We start from the raw sequence: 20,777 nt of genomic DNA, 5'->3' as shown, positions 1-20,777 counted from the left end.
CCAGGAGCCAGCAATGAAACTTTCCGTACAACTGTATTCCTTACGCGCCGTCGGCGACTTTGACGCCCAACTGGCGATGGCGCGCCGCGCCGGTTTTGCATGGGTGGAGCCGGTCGCCTCTACCGGCCTGACACCCCAGGAATTCGCCAACGCGCTGCAACAGCATGAGGTGCAGGCAGCGTCGATGCACGCCAGCCTGCAGCTGCTGGAAACGCAGATCGATCACGTCATCGCCAGTTGCCGTGCATCAGGCTGCACCCTGGTCGTAATGCCGTGGCTGCCGGTGGCGCAACGGCCGTTGACGGCCGCCGGTTGGCGTCGGCTGGGAGTACGGCTGGCCGGGATTGGCCGCCAGCTGCAAGCACACGGGATCCGGCTGGCGTATCACAACCACGATTTCGAATTCCTGCGTTACGACGGCAAGATGGCGCTCGAATTGCTGTTCGAAGACGCCGCTGCCGAGGATCTGGGCTGGGAAGCGGATCTGGGCTGGCTGGTGCGCGCCGGCGCTGATCCGATGACGTGGATAAACCGCATGCAGCAGCACTTGCTGGCGGTCCACGCCAAGGACATCGCGGCAGATGGCGGCAATCAGGACCAGGACGGCTGGTGCGTGCTGGGCCAGGGCGTGATTCCATGGCGTGAGCTGTTGCCGGAGTTAAAAAGCAGAGTCAACCTGATCGTCTACGAACACGACCTGCCGCAAGAACATGAGCGCACCATAGCCGCCAGCCTGGCGTTCATGCGCAGGATACTTGGGTAAGCCGGCTGCGGTGGATCATTCTTCAGGAGCACACCTATGAAAACACTTAAAGGACCCGCGATTTTCCTGGCGCAGTTTGCCGCCACGCAAAAGCCGTTCGATACGCTGGAGAACATCGCGCAGTGGGCCGCCGGCCTGGGTTATCAGGCAGTGCAGATACCGACGCTGGATAAGCAGTTCATCGATCTGGAACTGGCCGCCGGCAGTCAATCCTATTGCGATGAAATCAGCGGCAGACTGGCGCAGCACGGCGTGCAGATTGCCGAACTGTCGACCCACCTGCAAGGGCAACTGGTGGCGGTGCATCCAGCCTACGACATGGCGATGGACGGTTTTGCGCCGCTCGCGCTGCGCGGCAAGCCGCAGGCCCGCACCGAATGGGCCGTCGCACAACTCAAGCTGGCGGCGCAGGCTTCGCAACGCCTGGGATTGCGGGCACACGTTACCTTTTCCGGTTCCCTGGCGTGGCCTTATCTGTATCCATGGCCGCAACGTCCGTCGGGGCTGATCGAGAGCGCATTCGAGGAACTGGCGCGGCGCTGGACGCCGATTCTGGATGCCTTCGATGACACCGGGGTCGATCTTTGCTACGAAGTGCATCCGGGCGAAGATCTGTTCGACGGCGCCAGTTATGAGCGCTTCCTCGATCACGTCAGGCAGCATCCGCGTGCCTGCCTGTTGTACGACCCCAGCCATCTGCTGTTGCAGCAGCTCGATTATCTGGCCTTCATCGATTGCTATCACGAACGCATTAAAGCGTTCCACGTCAAGGACGCCGAGTTCCGGCCGGACGGCCGGCAAGGCGTGTACGGCGGTTATCTGCCATGGAGCGAGCGGGCCGGACGCTTCCGTTCGCCGGGCGACGGCCAGATTGATTTCAAAGCCATCTTCAGCAAGCTGACGCAATACGATTTTCCCGGCTGGGCCGTGCTGGAATGGGAATGCTGCCTGAAACATCCGGAGCAGGGCGCCGCCGAAGGCGCAAGCTTCATAAGGCAACACATTATCCGCGCCGCCGAGCGCGCCTTCGATGACTTCGCGGGCAGCGGCCTCGATCCGGCAGGCATGCGCAAGATGCTGGGTCTGCTGTAGCCATGGTTCAACTGCCACCACCACCGCCACATACTGCGATTGCACAGCCCATGAAAGAGACAAAATGACGGCGGCAACCAATCCTGTCGCCCCAAGGATCCGGCTGGGCATGGTCGGCGGCGGCCAGGGCGGCTTTATCGGCGCGGTACACCGGATTGCCGCCCGCCTCGACGATCGCTACATTCTGCTGGCCGGCGCGCTGTCATCCGATCCGCAACGGGCGCAAGATAGCGGCTTGCAGCTGCACCTGGCGGCGGACCGCATTTATACCGATTACCGGACGATGGCGATGCGCGAAAGCACACGTCCGGACGGCATCGAAGTGGTCAGCGTCGTGACCCCGAATCATCTGCATTTTCCGGTAGCGCAGGCCTTCCTGCAAGCCGGCATCCACGTCATCTGCGACAAACCGCTGACCACCAGTCTGGCCGACGCCCTGGCTTTACAGACACTCGCCGGCAGCAGCGACCGCCTGTTCGCACTGACTCACAACTACAGCGCCTATCCGATGGTCAGGGCGGCGCGGGCGATGGTTGCCGACGGCCGGTTGGGCCAGTTGCGGCTGGTGCAAGTCGAATACGCGCAGGATTGGCTGAGCGAACCGCTGGTGGGCAACAAGCAGGCTGATTGGCGCACCGATCCGGCGTTGGCGGGGCCGGCCGGCTGCCTCGCCGACATCGGCAGCCATGCAGCGCAATTGGCGCAGTTCGTCAGCGGCATGGCGCCACTGGAGCTATCCGCCGATTTGAGCAGCTTCGTCGCCGGCCGCCGGCTTGACGATCACGTGCAGATGCAGCTGCGCTACGCTAACGGCGCCCGCGGCATGCTATGGGCCAGCCAGGTCGCCAGCGGCGAACAAAACGGCTTGCGCCTGCGCGTTTATGGCAGCCAGGGAATGCTGGACTGGCGGCAGGAACAGCCGGACCAGTTGTGCTTGCGTAAGCCCGGCGGCGCAGCCAGCCGCCTGACGCGCGGCATGGCGCAACTACCAGCCGCGGCACAATGGGCGACGCGTCTGCCGGCCGGGCATCCGGAAGGTTATCTGGAAAGCTTTGCCCAGTTGTACCGCGACTTTGCCGAACAAATTTGCGCCCGGCGCGAAGGCCGTGCTGCCGATCCGCAGGCATTGCTGGTGCCGACTCTGGCAGACGGCGTCAGCGGCATGCGCTTTATCGAAGCGGCCTTGGCCAGCCATCATGCCAACGCGGCCTGGGTCAGGTTGGAAACCTGAAAATGGATAATAGTATGGACAGAAACTGGTCTGAAACGGGTATCGAGCGCCGGTATCGAGCGCGCCTCGTTTACGCTTAGCCGCAAATTCCGGGAAATGTTATGCGCTTTTCGCCACACCGCGATTTTTTAGCAATGGCCGGCGCAAAATGGCAGGTAAAATTGCGGAATGACTTTTGACTCTTCCCCCATCGCAGCCATCGCCACCGCGCCCGGACGCGGCGGCATCGGCGTAGTTCGTATTTCCGGCAAGCAGCTGGGCGCGCTGATCGAAGCCGTTTGCGGTATCGCCGAAAGCAAGCTGATCCCGCGCCACGCCACTTACCTGCCTTTTAAAAATGCCGACGGCAGCGTCATCGATCAGGGTCTGGCTATCTATTTCAAGGCGCCGCATTCCTATACCGGCGAAGACGTGCTGGAGCTACAAGGCCACGGCGGCCCGGTGGTATTGCAAATGCTGCTGAGCCGCTGCCTGGCGGCCGGCCAGGATATTGGCCTGCGGATGGCGGAACCGGGCGAATTCACCCAGCGCGCGTTTATCAACGACAAACTGGATCTGGCCCAGGCCGAAGCGGTTGCTGACCTGATCGAAGCATCCACTGAAGCTGCCGCCAAATCGGCTTCGGAATCGTTATCCGGCGCGTTTTCCAAAGTGATCCATGCGCTGGTCGAGCAGGTCACCAATCTGCGCATGCTGGTGGAAGCCACGCTCGATTTCCCGGAAGAGGAAATCGACTTCCTGGAAAAATCCGACGCCCGCGGCCAGCTGGCGACCATCCGCAGCACGCTGGACAATGTGTTCAGCCAGGCTGCGCAAGGCGCTTTGCTGCGCGACGGTTTGAACGTGGTACTGGCGGGCCAGCCGAATGTCGGCAAGTCGTCCCTGTTGAATGTGCTGGCCGGATCCGATGTCGCCATCGTCACGCCGATCGCCGGCACCACGCGCGATAAAGTTACGGAAACGATCCAGCTGGAAGGCATCCCGCTCAACATCATCGACACCGCCGGCATCCGTGACGCCGAGGACGCCAACGACGAAGTGGAACGGATCGGCATCGAACGCACCTGGGCGGCGGTAGCCAAGGCTGATGTGATCCTGCACATGCTGGACGCTAACCACGGGCCGGCGCTGGCCGATGAAAAAATCGTCGCCCGCTTCCCTAGCAACGCGCCGGTGATCCGCATCTGGAACAAGATCGACCAATCCGGCCATAAACCTGCGGTCGATGTGATGAACGACGCCACCCACATTTACCTGTCGGCCACCGACCATCTCGGCATCGACCTGCTGCGTGCAGAACTGCTGCGCATCGCCGGCTGGCAGCAAACCGGCGAATCACGCTACCTGGCCCGCGAACGCCATCTGATCGCCCTCAAGGCAGCCCGCGATCATCTGGAAATCGCTGACCAGCACGCAGCCATCGACAACCGGGTCAACGATCAGTCGCTTGATTTGTTTGCGGAAGAACTGCGGCTGGCGCAGGACCGGCTCAGCAGTATTACCGGAGCGTTCACGCCGGATGATTTACTGGGCGTGATTTTTTCGCGGTTTTGTATTGGGAAATAAGCAGCTCAGCAGCTTTTACTCCGGTTTTTTCAGTGCGCTTAACAAACGCAGCTAACTGGGGTCAGAGTGAACTTTCTGCGCGCTTTTTGCAGAAACTTCACTCTGACCCCACTTAGCGGGCCACGGAGTAGCTGCCTCATCGTTAAAAAAGAACAAAACCACCTAGTGCGCTCTGTCTTTCTCCGAATCCGTCATGTGGGGTCAGAGTCAAGTTTCGCGATGAAGCACTGCGAAAGTTGACTCTGACCCCAGATGACTCTTGCCGGGGCGATGTCATGAATGATGAAACTCTCAATAATTTATCTAACCCAATCACGCCACAACACCGTCAGCACCGTCATCAGCGCCGGGCCGATGAAGAGGCCTAGCAGCCCGAATGTCTGGGCGCCGCCGAGAATACCGAACAGGACCAGCAAGAACGGCAGGCGCGTCGAGCTGCCGATCAACAGCGGCCGCACCAGGTGCTCGGCGATCAGTACCACGATGAATCCGAATATGAGCACGCCGATGGCGCCGGCCGTTGCGCCTTGCACGAAGAGCCACAGGGCGGCGCCGCAAAAGATGACTGGCGCGCAGAACGGCAGCATGGCGGCGATCGCGGTCAACAGGCCGAGCAGGGTGGCATGCGGCACATCGGTCACCACGTAGGCGACGCCCAGCAACGCGCCCTCGCCGATACCGACAACGACCAGCCCGGCAACGGTGCCGCGCACAGCCGCCGTCATCTGATTCACGAGTAGCGCGCCGTCGGCGCCGAATCCGCGGCGCGTTGCCTTGAGCAGGCTTTCGCTCAGACGCGGGCCGGCCTGGAAGATGACGAACAGCGTGACCAGCATAAAACCGAACAGTATCAACCCGTGCGCGGCGACCGCGCCAAAATGCCGGCCGAGGCTAACCACCGTGTCGACATGCAATCCGGTCATCACCGGCGAGTCGTGCAGGGGACGTCCGAGATTTTCTTGCCACCAGCTTACGATTTGCGGCGATCCGAAAGGCAAATGCTGCACCAGGTCGGGCACCGCGACGCCATTGATTTCGGCCTGCCTGAACCAGGCGATGAGATCGTGCGTCTCACGGACGGCCTGTGCCAGCACGATCAAAAAGGGCAGCACAACGAACAACGCGACGGCCGCCGTCAACAACAAGGCGACGCCTGTCGTGCGAGCGCGCGATCCGTGGCGCGACCCCAGACGTAACAAAAAGGGCCACAACGCTATTGCGATCACGGCGGCCCAAACCACAGCCGGAATGAAATCGCGCACGACCCACAGCGCAAGCATGACGAGCCCCGCGTAGAGCGCGGTTGAAGCCGCCTGCTGGATTTTCTTATTGCTCGATTTGGACTCGCCGGACTCAGGCGGGATCATAGGCTTCGGTTTTTGTTGATACGCTTCCGGCATGGTTATATCCGTTTCCGCTGTCAATTATTTTGCTCCGCGCGGCGATCTTTACGACGCTGTTCGGGTAGGAGTGTTGTAATTTAGCAGATAGGTATGCCAATTCTTTGCCGCCGTTGAAAATTTTCACCCGCAGATCGACGTCCTTCTGCAGCAACAACGAAGTCTTCGCGCAGGCGAAGGCCTGCGACCGATCCGGCATGGGCGGGAGCAAGGCTAACAACGGGTCAAGCAAAGGGAATGTCAATCCCGAGGCTGGCAAGCCCCGGACGAAATAGCGCTGCTATAAATGACAGCCGGCGGACATAGCGCCAGGTGCATCTGCATGCGGGAGTTAATAGCGGTTAGGGTTGTCATCCCTGCGGTGCTCACCGCCTCTGTCATCATGGTGTTCATGGCGGTCGCCGCCATCTCTATAACCACCGTCTCTGTAACCACCATATCCCGAGCCGTATGGGTCAACTACGCAGCCGCTGAGCAGGACGGCCAGACCGAGCAGAATAGCGAAGCGTTTCATGACGTGCTCCAGGATGATTGATGATAACTGTTTCGACGTCGGAATCTGCTTATCGTTCAGTTCAAAATGGACCGCCCGCAGCGCTTGTCCGCTATGTTAGCTGCCGCACTGACGCGCCCTCTGACTTGCTCGTATGCTGAACGCATCTGCCCAATTGTCGGGAGGAGATCTGCCATGAAAATCGCACAAAGATTTGCCTTGATTGCCATTACTGCGCTCATGTTGCTTGGCGCCGAAGGGTGTTCGTCTACCGCCGTTGGCGCTGGTGTAGGCGCTGTAGGCGGCGCCGTCCTGACCGGTGGCAGCGCGGCCGGCACCGTGGGCGGTGCAGTGGTCGGCGGTGTCATTGGACATGAGATGAGGTAGTTGCTTGCATATAGCTGATTGGTGTCGAATCGGATCCTCGCAAACCTGCACCTATCTTCCCCGCAACATGGCAAATAAACAAAATTGCATGCCATTTGCATTCTGCCTTTGCTACATTCATTTACTTAAAGTTACACTTGTTGCCCCTACGAACAACATCGGCTGACTATTGCCCTTACACTGATGCTACGAAATGGCGAAATCGCCCTATGCAGTGCTGGCAAACAGGAAACACTATGAAAAAACTTTTAATCTGTCTGGCTTTTGGCGCCGTCGCCGCCGCTGCTTGCGGCAGCGCTGCGGCTCGCGTGGACGTCGGTGTCGGCATTTACGTCGAACCGCCGCCGCAACCGTATTACCCGCCGGTGGTGCAATACGAACCTCGTTATGTCCCGGCGCCGGTGTATTACCCTCGGCAAGAAGTCTATGTAGACCCCGGCTGGCGCGAGCGTCGTGAGTGGCGTGAGCGCCGCGACGAAGAGTGGCGTCGCGAAGAATGGCGTCGCCGGGAAGGATGGCGTGAACATCATCGCCATCACGATGACGACGATTAAGCTCTATTAAGCCCGCCGCCTGCGGGCTTTTTAACGCCCCCAGCATTCTTTCAACGACGCCGTATTGTCGATTAATCCGCGTGCGCCGGTATGGTCCAAGGTGAAGGTGCCGCATTTGTCTGCAACAGACGGCACTGCGCGCAACTGATAGGCCGTGGCTTGCGTTTTTCCGGCGCTCAGGCTGATCACATATTTTGCAGCGCCGCTGCGCGGAGAACGGTTCAAGCCATCCGGCAAGACTGGAATCTGCATGTCATTGCCACGATAGCTGTGATGCACGGAGAAGCGACGTTCCATCCAGTTGGCGGCTTCCAGCATGACTGCTCGCGCAGCAAGCCGCTGGCCGCGTCTGACGTATTCGCTATAGCTGGGTAGCGCTACGCTGCTCAAGATCGCAACAATCGCCACCACCGTCATGATTTCGACCAGGGTATATCCTCTTTGCTCGCGCATGTCATCACCTCCCTAGTCAGGATCAACAACACTCTGTGGCGCCGGCAATTGACGCCAGGTTCTTATCGGGCGGCGCTGCACCGGATTCAGAGCTATCGCTTGCGGCTTGCCGTCGCGGCCGTTTATCACGAGTTGCCGGCGGCCATCCGGCAATCTGATGGCGGTGGGCGTAACGGTTGAAGCTGCCACTTCTATCATTGAAATATTTTGCGGAAAATCTGCGAGTGCAAGTGCAGCTTCGGCCGTGGCGCCGCCTACGGTGTAATCGATCGCGATCAGATACGATTTTTCTTCATCGGCAGAATAGGTCAGCGCCCATAATACGCCGTCAACGATCTGCAATTTTCCGACTACCTTGCCGATTTTTTCGGGCAGGTCGATGTACCAGCCGCGCTGCTTGCCCCAATTGATGGCGTTGCTACTCAATTGCCATTTTCCTGCTGCATCTTTTGCCAGCATCTGTTGTTGCAATTGAGCTCTATCTGAAACAGGACCGGTATTCGTCCCTTCCCAAATGCCATACAAACTTGCGGTTTGCGGCGTGCTCTTGCCTGCGCCGTCCGCTGCTCTGCCAGCACCAAACATGATGACGGCGCCGCCTCTTGGATGATGCGCAAGCAAGGGCTGCTGCGTGAGAGACTGCATTTTTCCGTCGCTATCGGCGGCGACAAACAGGGGACGGCCGTCGAAGGCGAGTTGCCAGCGCTCCGCCTTGCTTGCGCTCAAATCAAACTTCCAGAGACTGCCGTGCAAATCGCCGGCGTAGGCTGTGTTCACTTGACGTTGCTTGTCAAAGACCAGGGCTGGCGTCGCCAAACCGTTCGGGATCGCGGAATCACCAGTACCGGCAATCAGTTTTCTTATCAAGCTGCCGCTGGCCAGTTCGACCAGATACATGGCGGCGCGTTGCTTCTCGCTTCGATAGCCGTTGCCGTAGATTGCCGCCCATTCGCCATTGCGCAAGCGAATCGCAAAAGCCTCGCCCAGCAAATGGCCCATGTCGTCATCAGCTGCTCCTGAGCCATCGTCTTCCGCGCTTTTTTCCCACAGCAAGGGATTGCCTAGCGGCGCATCGGGAATGCTGATATCCAATGCGAACAGACTCTTGGCAGCCGCGCCGGTTGAACCCAGCAAGATAGTCTTCCATTCTGCGCTGCCGCTATTGACGAGGTTGCCGAGATAAGCGTCACCGGCGGTCAGCAAACCGTCAACATACAAACGATGCACGTATGCAACTTCGCGTAGTAAGGGCAAATAGTCAAAAATCGCGTGTGGAATGAATGCGGTTTTTTCTACGCCGCTGAGCGCATCGAAACCATGCAACATGCCGTCGTTGGCGCCGACGTAAAGCATGGCGCGCCGCTGCTTCTTGCTATTGACGAAATGCTGATAACTATCGCCGCCGTCTGTTGCCGGCAGCAGCTGATAAGCAGAATCGGAGACACCCACATACAGTGGCGCAGAATTGACGATGTCGCCAAGTCTGCCTTTGCGATTCCGGAACTGGCCAACGCCATGTCGAATTTCCAGTGCATCGTTGCCTCGCAGGTATTGCAAGACATCTTCAGAGGACAAAGCGGATTTTTGCATATCGTTCATTTGCTGCCATTCGAACGGCGTAACGACGGCGTCAGCGGTTGCCGTCAGGATATGCCGCGCCTGCCACGGCGGAATCAAATCGGCGGCGTCCCATTGCGCTGTTTCGGCTACGCCGTTGTTACCGATCGGGTAAGCCTTGACATGACCTTGCCACGTTGCTGCTTCATAGCTGGTTGTGTAGATGAACGGGGGCGCATCCGGCGTACTTGCGGCCTGGGCCAAAGCAGACACCAGCGTGAATGTACAGATGCAGGGACAGACCATGTTCATAGTGGATGCTTGCTCCTCGCAGAGGCGCGTTATAAGAGCAAATAGCTTTGCAATAGCACTACTGCTGCAGTACTGGCGCCTATCCCTCTTGCCGTAATCCTGAACGCGGGCCGGGGTTGCACAGCTTGCCGCTGATACTGCAGATCTGCATCGAACTGCAAGCGTTCAACCAGACAACGCGGCGGCGCGGCAGCCAGCGCGCCTTTGTTGTTCATCCGAGGCACGGATACCGAGATCTCATTGTTGCTCCAGCTATCTGCGATTTCCCAATACGGTTTGCTGTTTACATTGCCGTCTGAAGCCGGCCCTTGCTTGAGCAACGGGATAGTAATCGGCGACAGCCGCAATTGATTTTCGCAAAAGCGCAAAGCATGTTCTGCAGCCTGAAACGCCATTTGCTGATTGCCGGCGTTGGCCGCCATTTTTTCTTCCAGCAGTGCTGCACGCAAGGCGCCGAAACCGAGAAGCATCATCACTAGCAGGAAAATCAGCAGCATCGGCAAAATCAAACCAAGCTGGCGGTGACAGCGCGGATGATCCTGTAGCAAGGTGGATGCTACGGAAGTCTGGCGACAACGGTGCTGACAAATTTTCATGGCAAAAACGCGCTGGCGAAGCAATGCACATCTTTATGCAGAACCGGGTCGGCTGCGCCGGGCCTGCAAATATTGGCAACCGGATTAAGTTTGTCGCTGGCGGTAGGCGTATCCAGGAAATATACCTTGATCGTAAAACCGTCCGTCACCGAACCGGCTATCTCGCCCCAACCACCAGCCATTGCATTGCGGAGACCGGCGCGCCATTCATGGAGATCTTTTACCGCGACTTCCTGCGGCGCGCAATTGGCGGGATTAAAGCAAGATGAGGCGGACTCACCGAGTGTCGGATAAACCTGCTGCGGCAGATTGTAAGCGCCGCTATGCGCGCCGCGGATATTGGCGCGTACACGATCTGCCAGATCGGCGCTGAACTCACTGGCCACGGCGCGCAGGTGCGCCGTTTTTTGATAGCGCAAGGCAACCGTCTGTATGCCGATCAGGGCAAACATGGCGAAGGCCATGATGACGAGCGCCACCAGCACTTCTATCATGCCTGTCCCGGACTGCGTGGCAGTGTGATTGCCGGCTAAGATCATGCTCCTCCTCTTTTCAATCCAACATCTTCTGAAAAGAATTATAGGAATGACTAGCCAGCGATGAAATAGCTTATCGACTTAAAGTTTGTTGCGAGCCGTGGTTAGAAAGCCCCCAGGAAAACGTCAGGCAAACTTATCCAGCAGGGCCGCCAGGTTCCTGGCGCTTTGCTGCGCTTGTTCAGGGTTGGCGGCAGCAGCGGTGTGAGTAATGATGGCGTCTGTCAGCAGGGTGATGAACGCTCTGTCCAGCGCCTTGCGGGCGGCCGCCAGCTGCTGGGCGACGCTCTCGCAATCGGCAGGAACTGCAGCATTGGCGATCAGTTTCTGCACGCCGCGGATCTGGCCTTCGACGCGCGCCAGACGGTGCAATAAATCTTTTTTTTGCTCATCCGTCAGCGCCGTGCCATGTATTACATTGAGGGGCGTATCGCTCAAAGCCTGTCTCCCTAACGTTGAAACGCTATGCCCAGCAACCTGCCAAGCCGAAGAAAAATATGAGTATAGATCTTGCCGTACTTCTTACACTATCAGGAAAGCAAAGATAAAGGTAAGGGGAAGTTGAGTGTAACCTTAAGGCCAGGCGCTTGATCATTGCCGTCATTCACCGCAGAAAGCGTAATCTGCGCCCCATGCGAGGAAGCGATATCGCGCACGATCGATAATCCGAGGCCGGCGCCGCTGGGGTTTTGCTGCTGTGCAGACGGAGCGCGGTAAAAAGCGGAAAACACACGCTCCCGGTCTTCATCGGCGATACCCATGCCGCTGTCTTCCACTTCCAATATGGCACGCTGTGCGATGTCGTCGCGCCGCAGGCGCAAGACAATCTTGCCGCCGGCCGGCGTGTAATGAATCGCATTGTCCAGCAGATTGCTGATCAATTCGTGCAACAGCAGTGCGTTGCCATTGATGATCAGCTGGTCGACCGCATCAAACGACAGATCGATCTGTTTTTTCACTGCGGCGCGCGCCTGCTCCAGACCGACCTGACGAGTGATGTCTGTAAGTGAAACCGGCGCACTGCCGCTCTCGGCTGCGCCGTGCTCGGCACGCGCCAGCGTCAGCAGCCGATTGGCCAGATGGACGGTAGCATCGGTAGTGCCGGCAATGCTGGCGACGATTTCACGCAGGTTTTGCCAGGCCCGCGCATCGTTGGGATTGCGATCGAATTCACGCAGAGCCAGTTCCGCTTGCGTCTTGAGCACGGTGAGCGGTGTGCGCAGCTGATGCGAGGCGTCGGCGATGAAACGGCGCTGGCCGGTGATCAGCGCCTGCAAGCGCCCCATATAACCATTCATGGCAACCACCAGCGGCCGCACCTCCCGGTGCACCTGGTTGACTTCGAAATCCGCCAGATCGGTAGTGGCGCGCGCTTCCACCGCAGCCTTCAACTGCATCAGCGGACGCAACACAAAACGCACGGCAAACCACACCAGCAAGGCTGCCACGCACACCAGCAAACCTTGCCGCCACATGGTGCTGAACAGGATTTTCCGGGTCAGGTCGCTGCGCGCATCCATGGTTTCGCCGACCTGGATCAGTGCGATGCCGCGCATCGAATCGTCATACACCGGTTGATATAGGGCGGCGATGCGTACCGCCTGGTTGTGATAACTGGCGTGATAAAAGCGCACCAGCGCCGGATAAATTTCGGAGCGCGGCACATCCGGCGGCAATGCCGGCAGATCTTCGTAGCCGGAAACAAATTCTCCGCGGGTACCGGTCACTTTGTAGTAAATGCGTCCCAGCGTATCGGTTTCAAAACTGTCCAGCGCTACGTATGGCACATCGGCCACCACCTTGCCATCGACCACCGACACCCGTTCCGCCAGCGCCCGGGTCGAGGCGAGCAGGGCGCGGTCATACGCCAGGTCGGCCACATCGAGTGCGTTGCGATAGACTGAAAATGCGTCCAGCGCCACCAGCAGCAGCAAGGGAATCAGAAGCCAGCGCAATAACTGGCTGCGCAAACTGCCCAAGGATTTGGCTGGTTTGAGCTTGGAATTGATCTCAGTGCTATGGGCTGGCGGCGCCGTCATTTTTCTGCGGCGACTTCCAGCAGGTAACCCAGGCCGCGCAAAGTGGTGATGGCGACTGCTTCGGCAGCGTTGCGTTGCAATTTCTTGCGCAAGCGATGAATGTAGATTTCAATCGCGTCGGGATTGGCGTCGTCGACCAATGAAAATACCTCATCGAACAATTTTTCCTTGGATACCACGCGGCCGGTGCGGCTGATCAGCACTTCCAGCACCGCGTGTTCGCGCGGCGTCAGCGCCAGTGCTGCATTGCCATAGCTGAACATGCGCGAGACGGTATCGAACTGCAGAGCGCCACAACTGTAGATCGGCGCTTCACCACCTTGCGCACGGCGCAGCAAGGCTTTGACGCGCGCCTCCAGTTCGACCAGCTCAAACGGCTTGGCCAGATAATCGTCAGCGCCCAGGTTCAAGCCCTGCACCCGGTCTTGCAAACCGCCGCGCGCAGTCAGGATCAGCACCGGGGTTTTACTGCCACGCGCGCGCAAGCGTTTCAAGACTTCCAGCCCGTCCATTTTCGGCAAGCTCAGATCCAGTATCACCAGCGCATATTGCTGGGTGTGCAGCAAGCTGTCGGCATCGGCGCCGTTCATGGCGCATTCGACCGACCAATGTGCATCCTGCAGCGCCTTGGTCAGCCAGCGCGATAACTCAACATGGTCTTCAATCAGTAAAATCCGCATGGCTTTGAATAACGCTAGTGACTATTGATAGGTTCATGAAACATGACAATGCCCTTGCCCGGTTGCGCTTAACAGACGCAGCTAAGTGGGGTCAGAGTGAACTTTCTGCGCGCTTTTTGCAGAAACTTCACTCTGACCCCACTTAGCGGGCCACGGAGTACCTGCCTCATCGTTAAAAAAGAATAAAACCGCATGGTGCTATTTTTCTTTCTCCGAATCCGTCATGTGGGGTCAGAGTCAAGTTTCGCGATGAGGCGCTGCGAAAGTTGACTCTGACCCCAGATGACTCTGGCCGTGGCGATATCATGAACTATGAAACTCTCAATAAAATTTGAAAACGGCCGCCAATACTCACACAGAAAACTGCGCTTGGCAAAATCTGAGTGAAAGGAAAATGAAAGACTGCGGCCGTTATGATGCAAAAAAACGTATAAAGCCCTGGTTTCGCAGCAGCCGTTAATTGCGGTGAAACAACAACAGAATGGGTAGGAGACAATGACTTCCACTATCGCCTGGATTGCCGCACTCAGTGCATGTATCACGCTTTGCGCTCACGCAGCGCCGCTGCACTCGCCGCTCCAATCGGCCGCGCATTCATCTGCATTATGTATCGCCCCGGCCAAACCCGGCGGCGGCATGGCCGTGACTTGCAAGCTGGTCCAGAAAGGCTTGCAACTGCCGGCTGCAGGCGCAGCCCAGGACAACCCGGTCAAGATCAGTTATCTGCCGGGCGGCATCGGTGCTGTCGCCTGGAATTCCATCGTCACGCAAAGACGGGCCGAAGCCGATACGCTAGTGGCGTTTTCCGGCGGTTCCCTGATGAACCTGGCGCAAGGAAAATACGGCGACGCCGATGCCGGCAATGTACGTTGGGTAGCTGCGATCGGGGTCGATTACGGCATGATCGCGGTGCGCAGCGATTCGCCGTACAAGACCTTGCGCGACCTGCTGGACGCGCTCAAGAAAGATCCGTCCAAGCTCACCATCGGCGCCGCCGGTACCGTGGGCAGCCAGGATTGGCTGAAAATTTCCATGCTGGCCAAGCAGCATCAGATTAATCCCAAGCATCTGCGCTTCGTCGCGCTGGAAGGCGGCGGCGAGGCATTTACCGCTTTGCGCGCCGGCCACGTGCAAGTGGTTTCCGGTGACGCCTCGGAGGCGACCCTGCATTCGCTGGATGGCGAGATCCGTGTGCTGGCGGTGTTATCCGAGCAGCGCCTGCCCGGTACGCTGGCCGATGTGCCGACCGCCCGCGAACAGGGCATGGCCGTCAGCTGGCCGATCGTCCGCGGCGTGTATATGGGTCCGCAAGTCAGCGATGCCGACTATCAGCGCTGGGTAAGCACTTTCGACAAAATGCTGGCGACCCCAGAATTCGAGCGCCTGCGCGCCCGCCACGGACTGTATCCATTCGCGTTGAGCGGCGACAAGTTAAGCGCCTACGTTAAAAAGACCGTTGAAGACTACCGCAAGCAATCGGACCAGCTTGGTTTGATTAGATAAATCCGGCCGCGGCTGCAAGGCCCGGCAAATCCCGCAAGCAACACTAAATGCAGCCATAACGTGGCTGGCTTCGGCTCGCCTGCGCCTTTTTGAATGACTCAACCCGTTCGCAGTACCCGTAACCATCAGGAGATGACACCCATGCTGATTAAAAAACCTCTGGCAAGCGCACTCGCTATTCTGGCTTTGAGCTTGACGCTGAATGCCTCGGCGCAAACGCCGGCTAACTATCCGGCCGACTACGCCAGGATTGTCGACGGCGCAAAAAAAGAAGGCAAGCTGGTGCTTTACAGCGCCACCGATTCCAAAGCGGCAGAACCCTTGATCAAGGATTTCAGCACGCTCTATCCAGGCATCAAAGTTGAATTCAACGACATGAATTCGACCGAGGTATACAACCGCTTCATCTCCGAAGCCGCTGCCGGCGGCGCCACTGCCGACGTCTTGTGGTCGTCCGCGATGGATCTGCAATTCAAGCTGGTCAGCGAAGGCTATGGCGCGGTCTACAAATCGCCGGAAAGCGCCGCGATTCCAGCCTGGGCCAACTACAAGGACAGCGCTTACGGCACAACTTTCGAACCGCTGGCGATCGTCTATAACAAGCGGCTGGTGAGCGCCGACGAAGTGCCCGCAACCCACGCCGACCTGGTCAAGCTGCTGGCTGCCAAGGCCGACAAGTTCCGCAACAAGGTGACCACCTACGATATCGAAAAATCCGGCGTCGGTTTTTCCTTCATTACCGAAGATGCGCAAATCAATCCGCAGTTCTGGGAATTGGCAAAAACCTTCGGCGATGTCGGTATCCGCGTGCAGTCGTCGACCGGCACCATGCTGGAAAGAATCTCCTCCGGCGAGAACCTGATCGGCTATAACGTGATCGGCTCTTACGCCCAGGCCCGCGCGGCGAAAGACCCGTCGATCGGCGTCGCTTTCACCAAGGATTACAACCTGGTGCTGTCGCGCGTGGTGTTCATCAACAAAGCGGCGAAGAACATGAACGCGGCCAAATTGTGGATCGACTATCTGCTATCCAAGCGCGGCCAAACCATCATCTCGAACGAGTCGCAGCTGTATGCATTGCGTTCGGATGTCAGCGGCCACGCCACGCTCGCCAGCCTGACCACGCAACTCGGCAGTGCGCTCAAGCCGATCCCGATCACTCCGGCCTTGTTGCAATACCTGGACCAGACCAAGCGCCTGGCGTTCCTGAAGCAATGGAAGGCTGCTGCAGGGAAAAAGTAACTCAACAACGCCATCCTCAGCGCATGCGGGGATGGCGGATTTTCAAGACCCAGGTTTTCTGCAAGGTACAAAATGACATCCATTTCTCCTCCCCATCCGCTGGCCAGCCGCTCTCGGCTGGCGCGCCTTAACTGGCCGCGCGGGCTGGTGGTTACGCTGGCGGCAGTAGCGATTTTCCTGCCGCTGGTACTGATTTTTTATCAAAGCTTTTTATCCGCGCCGTTTTTCGCGCCGGTCAAAACCCTGAGCCTGGAGCCGTATCGTTTCATCTTCGACGATCCGGATTTCCGCCAGGCTTTCATCAACGGCTTGCTGCTGGCTAGCGGCCTGGCCCTGATTGCGGTGCCGCTGGGCGGCATGCTGGCTTTCCTGATGGTGCGCACCGATCTGCCTGGCCGCAACTGGATCGCGCCGATGCTGCTGGTGCCGATTTTTGTATCGCCGATGGTGATCGCCTTCGGTTATGTGGTGGCGATGGGGCCGGTTGGCTTCTATACGGTCTGGATGCAAGACCTGCTGCGTCTGGTCGGCATCGAAGCAACGCCGTGGAATGTGTACGCCTTTCCGAGCATCATCATCATCGCCGGCCTGACCCATGTGCCGCACGTCTATCTGTACGCCTCAGCTGCGCTCAAGAGCCTGGGCGCTGACGTTGAAGAAGCAGCGCGCGTGGCTGGCGCTTCGCCGTTGCAAGTGGCGCTGAATGTCTCGCTGCCGATGATCATGCCGGCGCTGGCGTATGCCGGTGTTCTGGTGTTTTTCCTCGGTTTCGAAGTGTTCGGGCTGGTGCTGGTGCTGGGCGATCCGGAAGGCCATCTGGTGCTGCCGACCTATTTGTACAAGCTGACCAACAAACTCGGCACGCCCTCGTATCACTTGATGGCGGCGGTGGCGGTGTGCCTGGTGGCGGTAACCTTGCCGCTGGTGATGATCCAGCGCTGGCTGCTGCGTTCGGCCAATAAATATGTCTCGATCAAGGGCAAGGGCGCGCGCCAGAAAGCGCTGCCGCTGGGCAAATGGAAATGGCTGGCTTTCAGCCTGATCGCGGCCTGGCTGATTTTCACGATCGTGATTCCTTTGTCCGGCATTGCCTTGCGCGCCTTTGTTTCGCATTGGGGTTACGGCGTCTCGCTGATCGACACTTTCACTCTTCAGCACTTCCGCGATATCTGGGAACAGCCAGCGCTGATGCGCGGCATCGTCAACACCGTCCTGATCGGCGTCATCGGCGGTGCGATTGCGGTCGCTTGTTATTGCTGTATCGCGCTCGCCATGCATCGCAAAACGGATGGCATCACCCGTTTCCTCGATTACAGCGTGCTGATCCCGCGCGCCGTGCCCGGCTTGCTGGCTGGTTTGTCATTCCTGTGGGTGTTCTTGTTCGTACCGTCGTTCCTCGACAATCTGCTGAAAGGTTATGACAACGTGATTGCGCTGTGGCTGGTGGAACATGTGATTCCGCAATTGCGTGAACTGCGTTCCACCATCTTCTCGGTGTGGCTGGCGTATTCGGTGGTGTGGCTGGCGTACGGCTTGCGCCTGATTACCACGGCGCTGTTGCAGGTCGGCCCGGAACTGGAAGAAGCGGCGCGTGCGGTTGGCGCTCGCCGTTCGCAGGTGACGCGCGATGTGACGCTGCCGCTGGTGCGTTACGGCGTGCTCGGCGCATGGCTGATGGTGTTCCTGATTTTCGAACGCGAATATTCGACCGGGGTTTATCTGCTGTCGCCCGGCACCGAAGTCATCGGCGCCCTGATCGTCTCGCTGTGGGCCTCGGGTTCGGTCGATCTGGTTGCCACTCTCTCCTTTATCAACATCACGCTGGTGGCCATCGGCCTCGGCATTGCACTGCGCTTTGGGGTCAAGCTTCACGACTAAGTTGCACAACTAAATTGCACCACAATCAGGAAATCATCATGAGCGAATTAAGCGTCAATAACTTGCATCTCGACTACGGCAGCGGCGCCAACGCCAATCCGATTCTCAAAGGGGTGTCGATGGATTTGCAGCGCGGCGAAGTGGTTGCGTTGCTGGGGCCTTCGGGTAGCGGCAAGACCACTTTGCTGCGCGCCGTAGCTGGCCTCGAATCGCCGAAATCGGGCAGCATACAGATTGGCGAGCGGGTCATGTTCGACGGCCATCGCAAACTGGAAATCCCGGCGGAAGAACGCAACCTGGGATTGGTGTTCCAGTCCTACGCACTGTGGCCGCACAAGACCGTGTTCGACAATGTCGCCTATGGTTTGAAGTTGCGCAAAATGAATGGCAGCGACATTGCGGAGCGTGTCAAAACGGTGTTGAACCAGCTCGGCCTCGGCCATCTGGGCGATCGGTTTCCGCATCAATTGTCAGGCGGCCAGCAGCAGCGGGTCGCCATCGCCCGCGCGCTGGTGTACAACCCGCCGGTAATCCTGCTGGATGAACCGCTCTCCAACCTGGACGCCAAGCTGCGCGAGGAAGCGCGCGCCTTCTTGCGTGAACTGATCGTGCGCCTTGGTTTGTCAGCGTTGATGGTGACGCATGACCAGGCCGAGGCAATGGCGATTTCCGATCGCATCCTGTTGCTCAACAACGGCAAGATCGAACAGCAGGGCACGCCGCAAAGCATGTATGAAACGCCCAACACGCTGTTCACGGCGGAGTTCATGGGCAGCAACAACCGCCTGCGGGCCAAGGTGTTGCAGCGTGACGGCGAGCTCGCCTTGCTGCAGATGGAAGGCGGCAATGTCAAGGCGACGCTGCGCGGACCAGCCACAGGGCGCGATGGCAGGGACGCGGTGGCGATTATCCGCGTCGAGCAGGTCAACATCTCCGATACGCCGACGGAAAACAGTATCAAGCTGCCGCTGTCGACCTGCATGTATCTGGGCGACCGCTGGGAATGCGTGTTCCGCAATACCGACGGCGGCGGCGCCGACAGCACTGTTTTACGCGCCTATGCGCGGCAGCGGCTGGCGCCGGGCGAGTACTGGCTGCAATTGCCGCAACACGCGCTGTGGGCGTTTCCGCTAGAGATTCCGGCATCACAGAAAGGGGGGAGTTCACCATCCGTATCAAGCAACAGCCTTTATGCAGCTCAGTCGTAACCGCACAACCAACAAAAAAACTATACATCGGAGGAAGTAACATGAAGAAGACACACCTGGCGACGGCCATCGTCGCCGGCCTCGCTACATTGCTGAGCATCGGCGCTCACGCCCAGACCAGCGTCAGCATCTACGGTCTCGTCGACACCGGGGTCGAATATGTGAATCACGCCAATGCCAGCAAGGATAGCCTGGTCCGTTTGAGTTCGGGCGCCATGAATACCTCGCGCATCGGCTTTCGCGGCACTGAGGACTTGGGCGGCGGTTTGAAGGCGGTATTTCAACTGGAAAACGGCTTCAAGACCGATACTGGCGAATTCGATAGCGCTGGCCTGCTGTTCGGCCGTCAGGCCAATGTCGGCCTGGAAGGCAGTTTCGGCCGCATCGTTGCCGGCCGCTCGTATTCCACCACCTATGATTTCATCCTACCGTTCGACCCTATGGGTTATTCCGGCCAGTATTCATGGGTGACCTCGGCCGGCGCTACCGGCGGCCGCAAGGACGGCATGCTGACCAATCTGCCGAACATGGTCAAGTACCAGGGGAAATTCGGCGGCTTCAAGCTGGGTGCGACCTATGGTTTTGGTGAAACCGCCGGCAACAACAGCGATAGCGCGAAATACGCGTTGGGCGTTGGCTATGAAAGCGGCCCTTTCCGTATTGCCGCGGCATTCGACCGGGTTAACGGCACTGCGGCAGTCGCCAACGGCGCTTATGACAAAGCGACCAGCATCCACCTGGCTGGCGACTATCAAGTGAGCAGTAACCTCGGCCTGGACCTGGGCTATCGCAATTACAAGAAGACACTAGCCTCGAATGCGCCCGATCTGCGCAGCGATTTCTTCTGGGGCGGCGCTACTTACAAGGTGACGCCAGTAGTGACGCTGATCGGCGCCATCTACTACCAGAACATCAAGAACGTCGCCAGCGGCAAGGACGCCGATCCGATCATGTATTCGGTACGCGGCAAATATGCGCTGTCGAAACGCACGGACCTGTATCTGAGCGCAGCTTACGCCAAGGCGAAGAACCAGCAGCTGGTCGGTTTGTCGCGTGACGATGTCGCCTACGGCAGTAGCCAGACCGGTGTTATCGGCGGGATTCAGCACCGCTTCTAAAACCTGCTACGGCACGGTACTGCTTTTGAGACGGAAGACATGAGTACTTTTTCATGTCTTCCGTGCTTTTAGCACATCGTTTTTTAAAGTATCGCGTGATTCACCTGGTTCTGATTGCTGGCGTAAAATGTTTCGTCAGAAAAACAATATCCAGTATCAACACTAGGAG

At 58.5% G+C, this 20,777-nt stretch carries 21 protein-coding genes; 11 read left to right on the top strand and 10 right to left on the bottom strand.

The annotated features are described in order from the left end of the window. The first annotated feature begins 13 nt into the window (after positions 1 to 13). The 4 genes from VNZ60_RS18120 to mnmE all read left to right on the top strand — a co-directional run bounded on the left by VNZ60_RS18120 (position 14) and on the right by mnmE (position 4,652). Positions 14 to 763 carry a sugar phosphate isomerase/epimerase family protein gene (locus VNZ60_RS18120; RefSeq protein WP_325661577.1) on the top strand — a complete coding sequence of 250 codons (750 nt, stop codon included), beginning with the start codon at positions 14 to 16 and terminating at the stop codon, positions 761 to 763. A 36-nt stretch (positions 764 to 799) separates the two neighbouring features. Next, on the top strand, positions 800 to 1,855 hold the full coding sequence (locus VNZ60_RS18115) for a sugar phosphate isomerase/epimerase family protein (RefSeq protein ID WP_325661575.1): 1,056 nt from the start codon (positions 800 to 802) through the stop codon (positions 1,853 to 1,855). 64 nt (positions 1,856 to 1,919) lie between these two features. Continuing rightward, on the top strand, positions 1,920 to 3,086 hold the full coding sequence (locus VNZ60_RS18110) for a Gfo/Idh/MocA family protein (protein ID WP_325661573.1): 1,167 nt from the start codon (positions 1,920 to 1,922) through the stop codon (positions 3,084 to 3,086). A 168-nt stretch (positions 3,087 to 3,254) separates the two neighbouring features. Beyond that, complete coding sequence (mnmE, locus tag VNZ60_RS18105; RefSeq protein ID WP_325661571.1) at positions 3,255 to 4,652, top strand: tRNA uridine-5-carboxymethylaminomethyl(34) synthesis GTPase MnmE; 1,398 nt, start codon at positions 3,255 to 3,257, stop codon at positions 4,650 to 4,652. Positions 4,653 to 4,951: 299 nt separating this feature from the next. Here mnmE and VNZ60_RS18100 read toward each other — a convergent pair whose 3' ends face one another. From VNZ60_RS18100 to VNZ60_RS18090, 3 genes are all read right to left on the bottom strand, one after another. After that, entirely contained in the window at positions 4,952 to 6,019 is a 1,068-nt protein-coding gene (locus VNZ60_RS18100) for an AI-2E family transporter (RefSeq protein WP_325661598.1), read from the bottom strand. Next, entirely contained in the window at positions 6,006 to 6,284 is a 279-nt protein-coding gene (locus tag VNZ60_RS18095) for a hypothetical protein (protein ID WP_325661569.1), read from the bottom strand. Before VNZ60_RS18095 ends, VNZ60_RS18100 begins: the two co-directional genes overlap by 14 nt. 99 nt (positions 6,285 to 6,383) lie before the next feature. Further along, complete coding sequence (locus VNZ60_RS18090; RefSeq protein ID WP_325661567.1) at positions 6,384 to 6,566, bottom strand: hypothetical protein; 183 nt, start codon at positions 6,564 to 6,566, stop codon at positions 6,384 to 6,386. A 174-nt stretch (positions 6,567 to 6,740) separates the two neighbouring features. On the opposite strand from VNZ60_RS18090, the gene VNZ60_RS18085 reads away from it, so the two are divergent. Next, positions 6,741 to 6,932 carry a glycine zipper 2TM domain-containing protein gene (locus VNZ60_RS18085; RefSeq protein WP_325661565.1) on the top strand — a complete coding sequence of 64 codons (192 nt, stop codon included), beginning with the start codon at positions 6,741 to 6,743 and terminating at the stop codon, positions 6,930 to 6,932. Positions 6,933 to 7,168: 236 nt separating this feature from the next. Continuing rightward, positions 7,169 to 7,486: a hypothetical protein gene (locus tag VNZ60_RS18080; RefSeq protein ID WP_325661563.1), complete on the top strand. Its 318-nt coding sequence runs from the start codon at positions 7,169 to 7,171 to the stop codon at positions 7,484 to 7,486. A gap of 30 nt (positions 7,487 to 7,516) precedes the next feature. On the opposite strand, the gene VNZ60_RS18075 is transcribed toward VNZ60_RS18080, so the two are convergent. The 7 genes from VNZ60_RS18075 to VNZ60_RS18045 form a co-directional block, all read right to left on the bottom strand. Continuing rightward, the gene (locus VNZ60_RS18075; RefSeq protein ID WP_325661561.1) at positions 7,517 to 7,939 is read right to left on the bottom strand and encodes a type IV pilin protein; all 423 of its coding nucleotides are present in this window, start codon (positions 7,937 to 7,939) and stop codon (positions 7,517 to 7,519) included. A gap of 12 nt (positions 7,940 to 7,951) precedes the next feature. Next, entirely contained in the window at positions 7,952 to 9,808 is a 1,857-nt protein-coding gene (locus tag VNZ60_RS18070; protein WP_325661559.1) for a pilus assembly protein, read from the bottom strand. A 29-nt stretch (positions 9,809 to 9,837) separates the two neighbouring features. Next, on the bottom strand, positions 9,838 to 10,404 hold the full coding sequence (locus VNZ60_RS18065; RefSeq protein ID WP_325661557.1) for a pilus assembly PilX family protein: 567 nt from the start codon (positions 10,402 to 10,404) through the stop codon (positions 9,838 to 9,840). Further along, entirely contained in the window at positions 10,401 to 10,943 is a 543-nt protein-coding gene (gene pilV, locus VNZ60_RS18060; protein ID WP_325661556.1) for a type IV pilus modification protein PilV, read from the bottom strand. The genes VNZ60_RS18065 and pilV overlap by 4 nt, the downstream gene beginning before the upstream one ends. 123 nt (positions 10,944 to 11,066) lie before the next feature. Beyond that, positions 11,067 to 11,378 (bottom strand): metal-sensitive transcriptional regulator, encoded by a 312-nt coding sequence (locus tag VNZ60_RS18055; RefSeq protein ID WP_325661554.1) that lies wholly within the window; start codon positions 11,376 to 11,378, stop codon positions 11,067 to 11,069. Positions 11,379 to 11,470: 92 nt separating this feature from the next. Beyond that, positions 11,471 to 12,979 carry a sensor histidine kinase gene (locus tag VNZ60_RS18050; RefSeq protein WP_325661552.1) on the bottom strand — a complete coding sequence of 503 codons (1,509 nt, stop codon included), beginning with the start codon at positions 12,977 to 12,979 and terminating at the stop codon, positions 11,471 to 11,473. After that, positions 12,976 to 13,659, bottom strand: coding sequence for a response regulator (locus VNZ60_RS18045; RefSeq protein WP_325661550.1), 684 nt, complete (start codon positions 13,657 to 13,659; stop codon positions 12,976 to 12,978). Before VNZ60_RS18045 ends, VNZ60_RS18050 begins: the two co-directional genes overlap by 4 nt. 495 nt (positions 13,660 to 14,154) lie before the next feature. On the opposite strand from VNZ60_RS18045, the gene VNZ60_RS18040 reads away from it, so the two are divergent. The 5 genes from VNZ60_RS18040 (at position 14,155) to VNZ60_RS18020 (ending at position 20,608) form a co-directional block, all read left to right on the top strand. Beyond that, positions 14,155 to 15,162: a Bug family tripartite tricarboxylate transporter substrate binding protein gene (locus tag VNZ60_RS18040; RefSeq protein ID WP_325661548.1), complete on the top strand. Its 1,008-nt coding sequence runs from the start codon at positions 14,155 to 14,157 to the stop codon at positions 15,160 to 15,162. Positions 15,163 to 15,303: 141 nt separating this feature from the next. Beyond that, entirely contained in the window at positions 15,304 to 16,404 is a 1,101-nt protein-coding gene (locus tag VNZ60_RS18035) for an ABC transporter substrate-binding protein (RefSeq protein ID WP_325661546.1), read from the top strand. A 72-nt stretch (positions 16,405 to 16,476) separates the two neighbouring features. Next, positions 16,477 to 18,282, top strand: a complete 1,806-nt coding sequence (locus VNZ60_RS18030) for an ABC transporter permease (protein ID WP_325661544.1) — start codon at positions 16,477 to 16,479, stop codon at positions 18,280 to 18,282. 38 nt (positions 18,283 to 18,320) lie between these two features. Continuing rightward, positions 18,321 to 19,490, top strand: a complete 1,170-nt coding sequence (locus VNZ60_RS18025) for an ABC transporter ATP-binding protein (protein WP_325661542.1) — start codon at positions 18,321 to 18,323, stop codon at positions 19,488 to 19,490. Between the two features lie 41 nt (positions 19,491 to 19,531). Continuing rightward, complete coding sequence (locus VNZ60_RS18020; RefSeq protein ID WP_325661540.1) at positions 19,532 to 20,608, top strand: porin; 1,077 nt, start codon at positions 19,532 to 19,534, stop codon at positions 20,606 to 20,608. Positions 20,609 to 20,777 lie beyond the last annotated feature (169 nt).

It is taken from the genome of Collimonas sp., from assembly GCF_035566375.1.
In the GTDB taxonomy this organism is placed as follows: Bacteria; Pseudomonadota; Gammaproteobacteria; order Burkholderiales; family Burkholderiaceae_D; genus Collimonas.
The sequence above is the reverse complement of the archived record's forward strand: the minus strand, read 5'-3'. Positions and strand labels throughout refer to the sequence as shown.

Excerpts from the sequence above, each read along its gene's own strand:
- VNZ60_RS18030 (WP_325661544.1), top strand. The coding sequence starts at position 16,477 with ATGACATCCATTTCTCCTCCCCATCCGCTGGCCAGCCGCTCTCGGCTG.
- VNZ60_RS18100 (WP_325661598.1), bottom strand. The coding sequence starts at position 6,019 with ATGATCCCGCCTGAGTCCGGCGAGTCCAAATCGAGCAATAAGAAAATC.
- VNZ60_RS18025 (WP_325661542.1), top strand. The coding sequence starts at position 18,321 with ATGAGCGAATTAAGCGTCAATAACTTGCATCTCGACTACGGCAGCGGC.
- pilV (WP_325661556.1), bottom strand. The coding sequence starts at position 10,943 with ATGATCTTAGCCGGCAATCACACTGCCACGCAGTCCGGGACAGGCATG.
- VNZ60_RS18075 (WP_325661561.1), bottom strand. The coding sequence starts at position 7,939 with ATGCGCGAGCAAAGAGGATATACCCTGGTCGAAATCATGACGGTGGTG.
- mnmE (WP_325661571.1), top strand. The coding sequence starts at position 3,255 with ATGACTTTTGACTCTTCCCCCATCGCAGCCATCGCCACCGCGCCCGGA.
- VNZ60_RS18065 (WP_325661557.1), bottom strand. The coding sequence starts at position 10,404 with ATGAAAATTTGTCAGCACCGTTGTCGCCAGACTTCCGTAGCATCCACC.
- VNZ60_RS18050 (WP_325661552.1), bottom strand. The coding sequence starts at position 12,979 with ATGACGGCGCCGCCAGCCCATAGCACTGAGATCAATTCCAAGCTCAAA.
- VNZ60_RS18035 (WP_325661546.1), top strand. The coding sequence starts at position 15,304 with ATGCTGATTAAAAAACCTCTGGCAAGCGCACTCGCTATTCTGGCTTTG.
- VNZ60_RS18115 (WP_325661575.1), top strand. The coding sequence starts at position 800 with ATGAAAACACTTAAAGGACCCGCGATTTTCCTGGCGCAGTTTGCCGCC.
- VNZ60_RS18110 (WP_325661573.1), top strand. The coding sequence starts at position 1,920 with ATGACGGCGGCAACCAATCCTGTCGCCCCAAGGATCCGGCTGGGCATG.
- VNZ60_RS18080 (WP_325661563.1), top strand. The coding sequence starts at position 7,169 with ATGAAAAAACTTTTAATCTGTCTGGCTTTTGGCGCCGTCGCCGCCGCT.
- VNZ60_RS18120 (WP_325661577.1), top strand. The coding sequence starts at position 14 with ATGAAACTTTCCGTACAACTGTATTCCTTACGCGCCGTCGGCGACTTT.
- VNZ60_RS18040 (WP_325661548.1), top strand. The coding sequence starts at position 14,155 with ATGACTTCCACTATCGCCTGGATTGCCGCACTCAGTGCATGTATCACG.
- VNZ60_RS18090 (WP_325661567.1), bottom strand. The coding sequence starts at position 6,566 with ATGAAACGCTTCGCTATTCTGCTCGGTCTGGCCGTCCTGCTCAGCGGC.
- VNZ60_RS18085 (WP_325661565.1), top strand. The coding sequence starts at position 6,741 with ATGAAAATCGCACAAAGATTTGCCTTGATTGCCATTACTGCGCTCATG.
- VNZ60_RS18020 (WP_325661540.1), top strand. The coding sequence starts at position 19,532 with ATGAAGAAGACACACCTGGCGACGGCCATCGTCGCCGGCCTCGCTACA.
- VNZ60_RS18045 (WP_325661550.1), bottom strand. The coding sequence starts at position 13,659 with ATGCGGATTTTACTGATTGAAGACCATGTTGAGTTATCGCGCTGGCTG.
- VNZ60_RS18070 (WP_325661559.1), bottom strand. The coding sequence starts at position 9,808 with ATGAACATGGTCTGTCCCTGCATCTGTACATTCACGCTGGTGTCTGCT.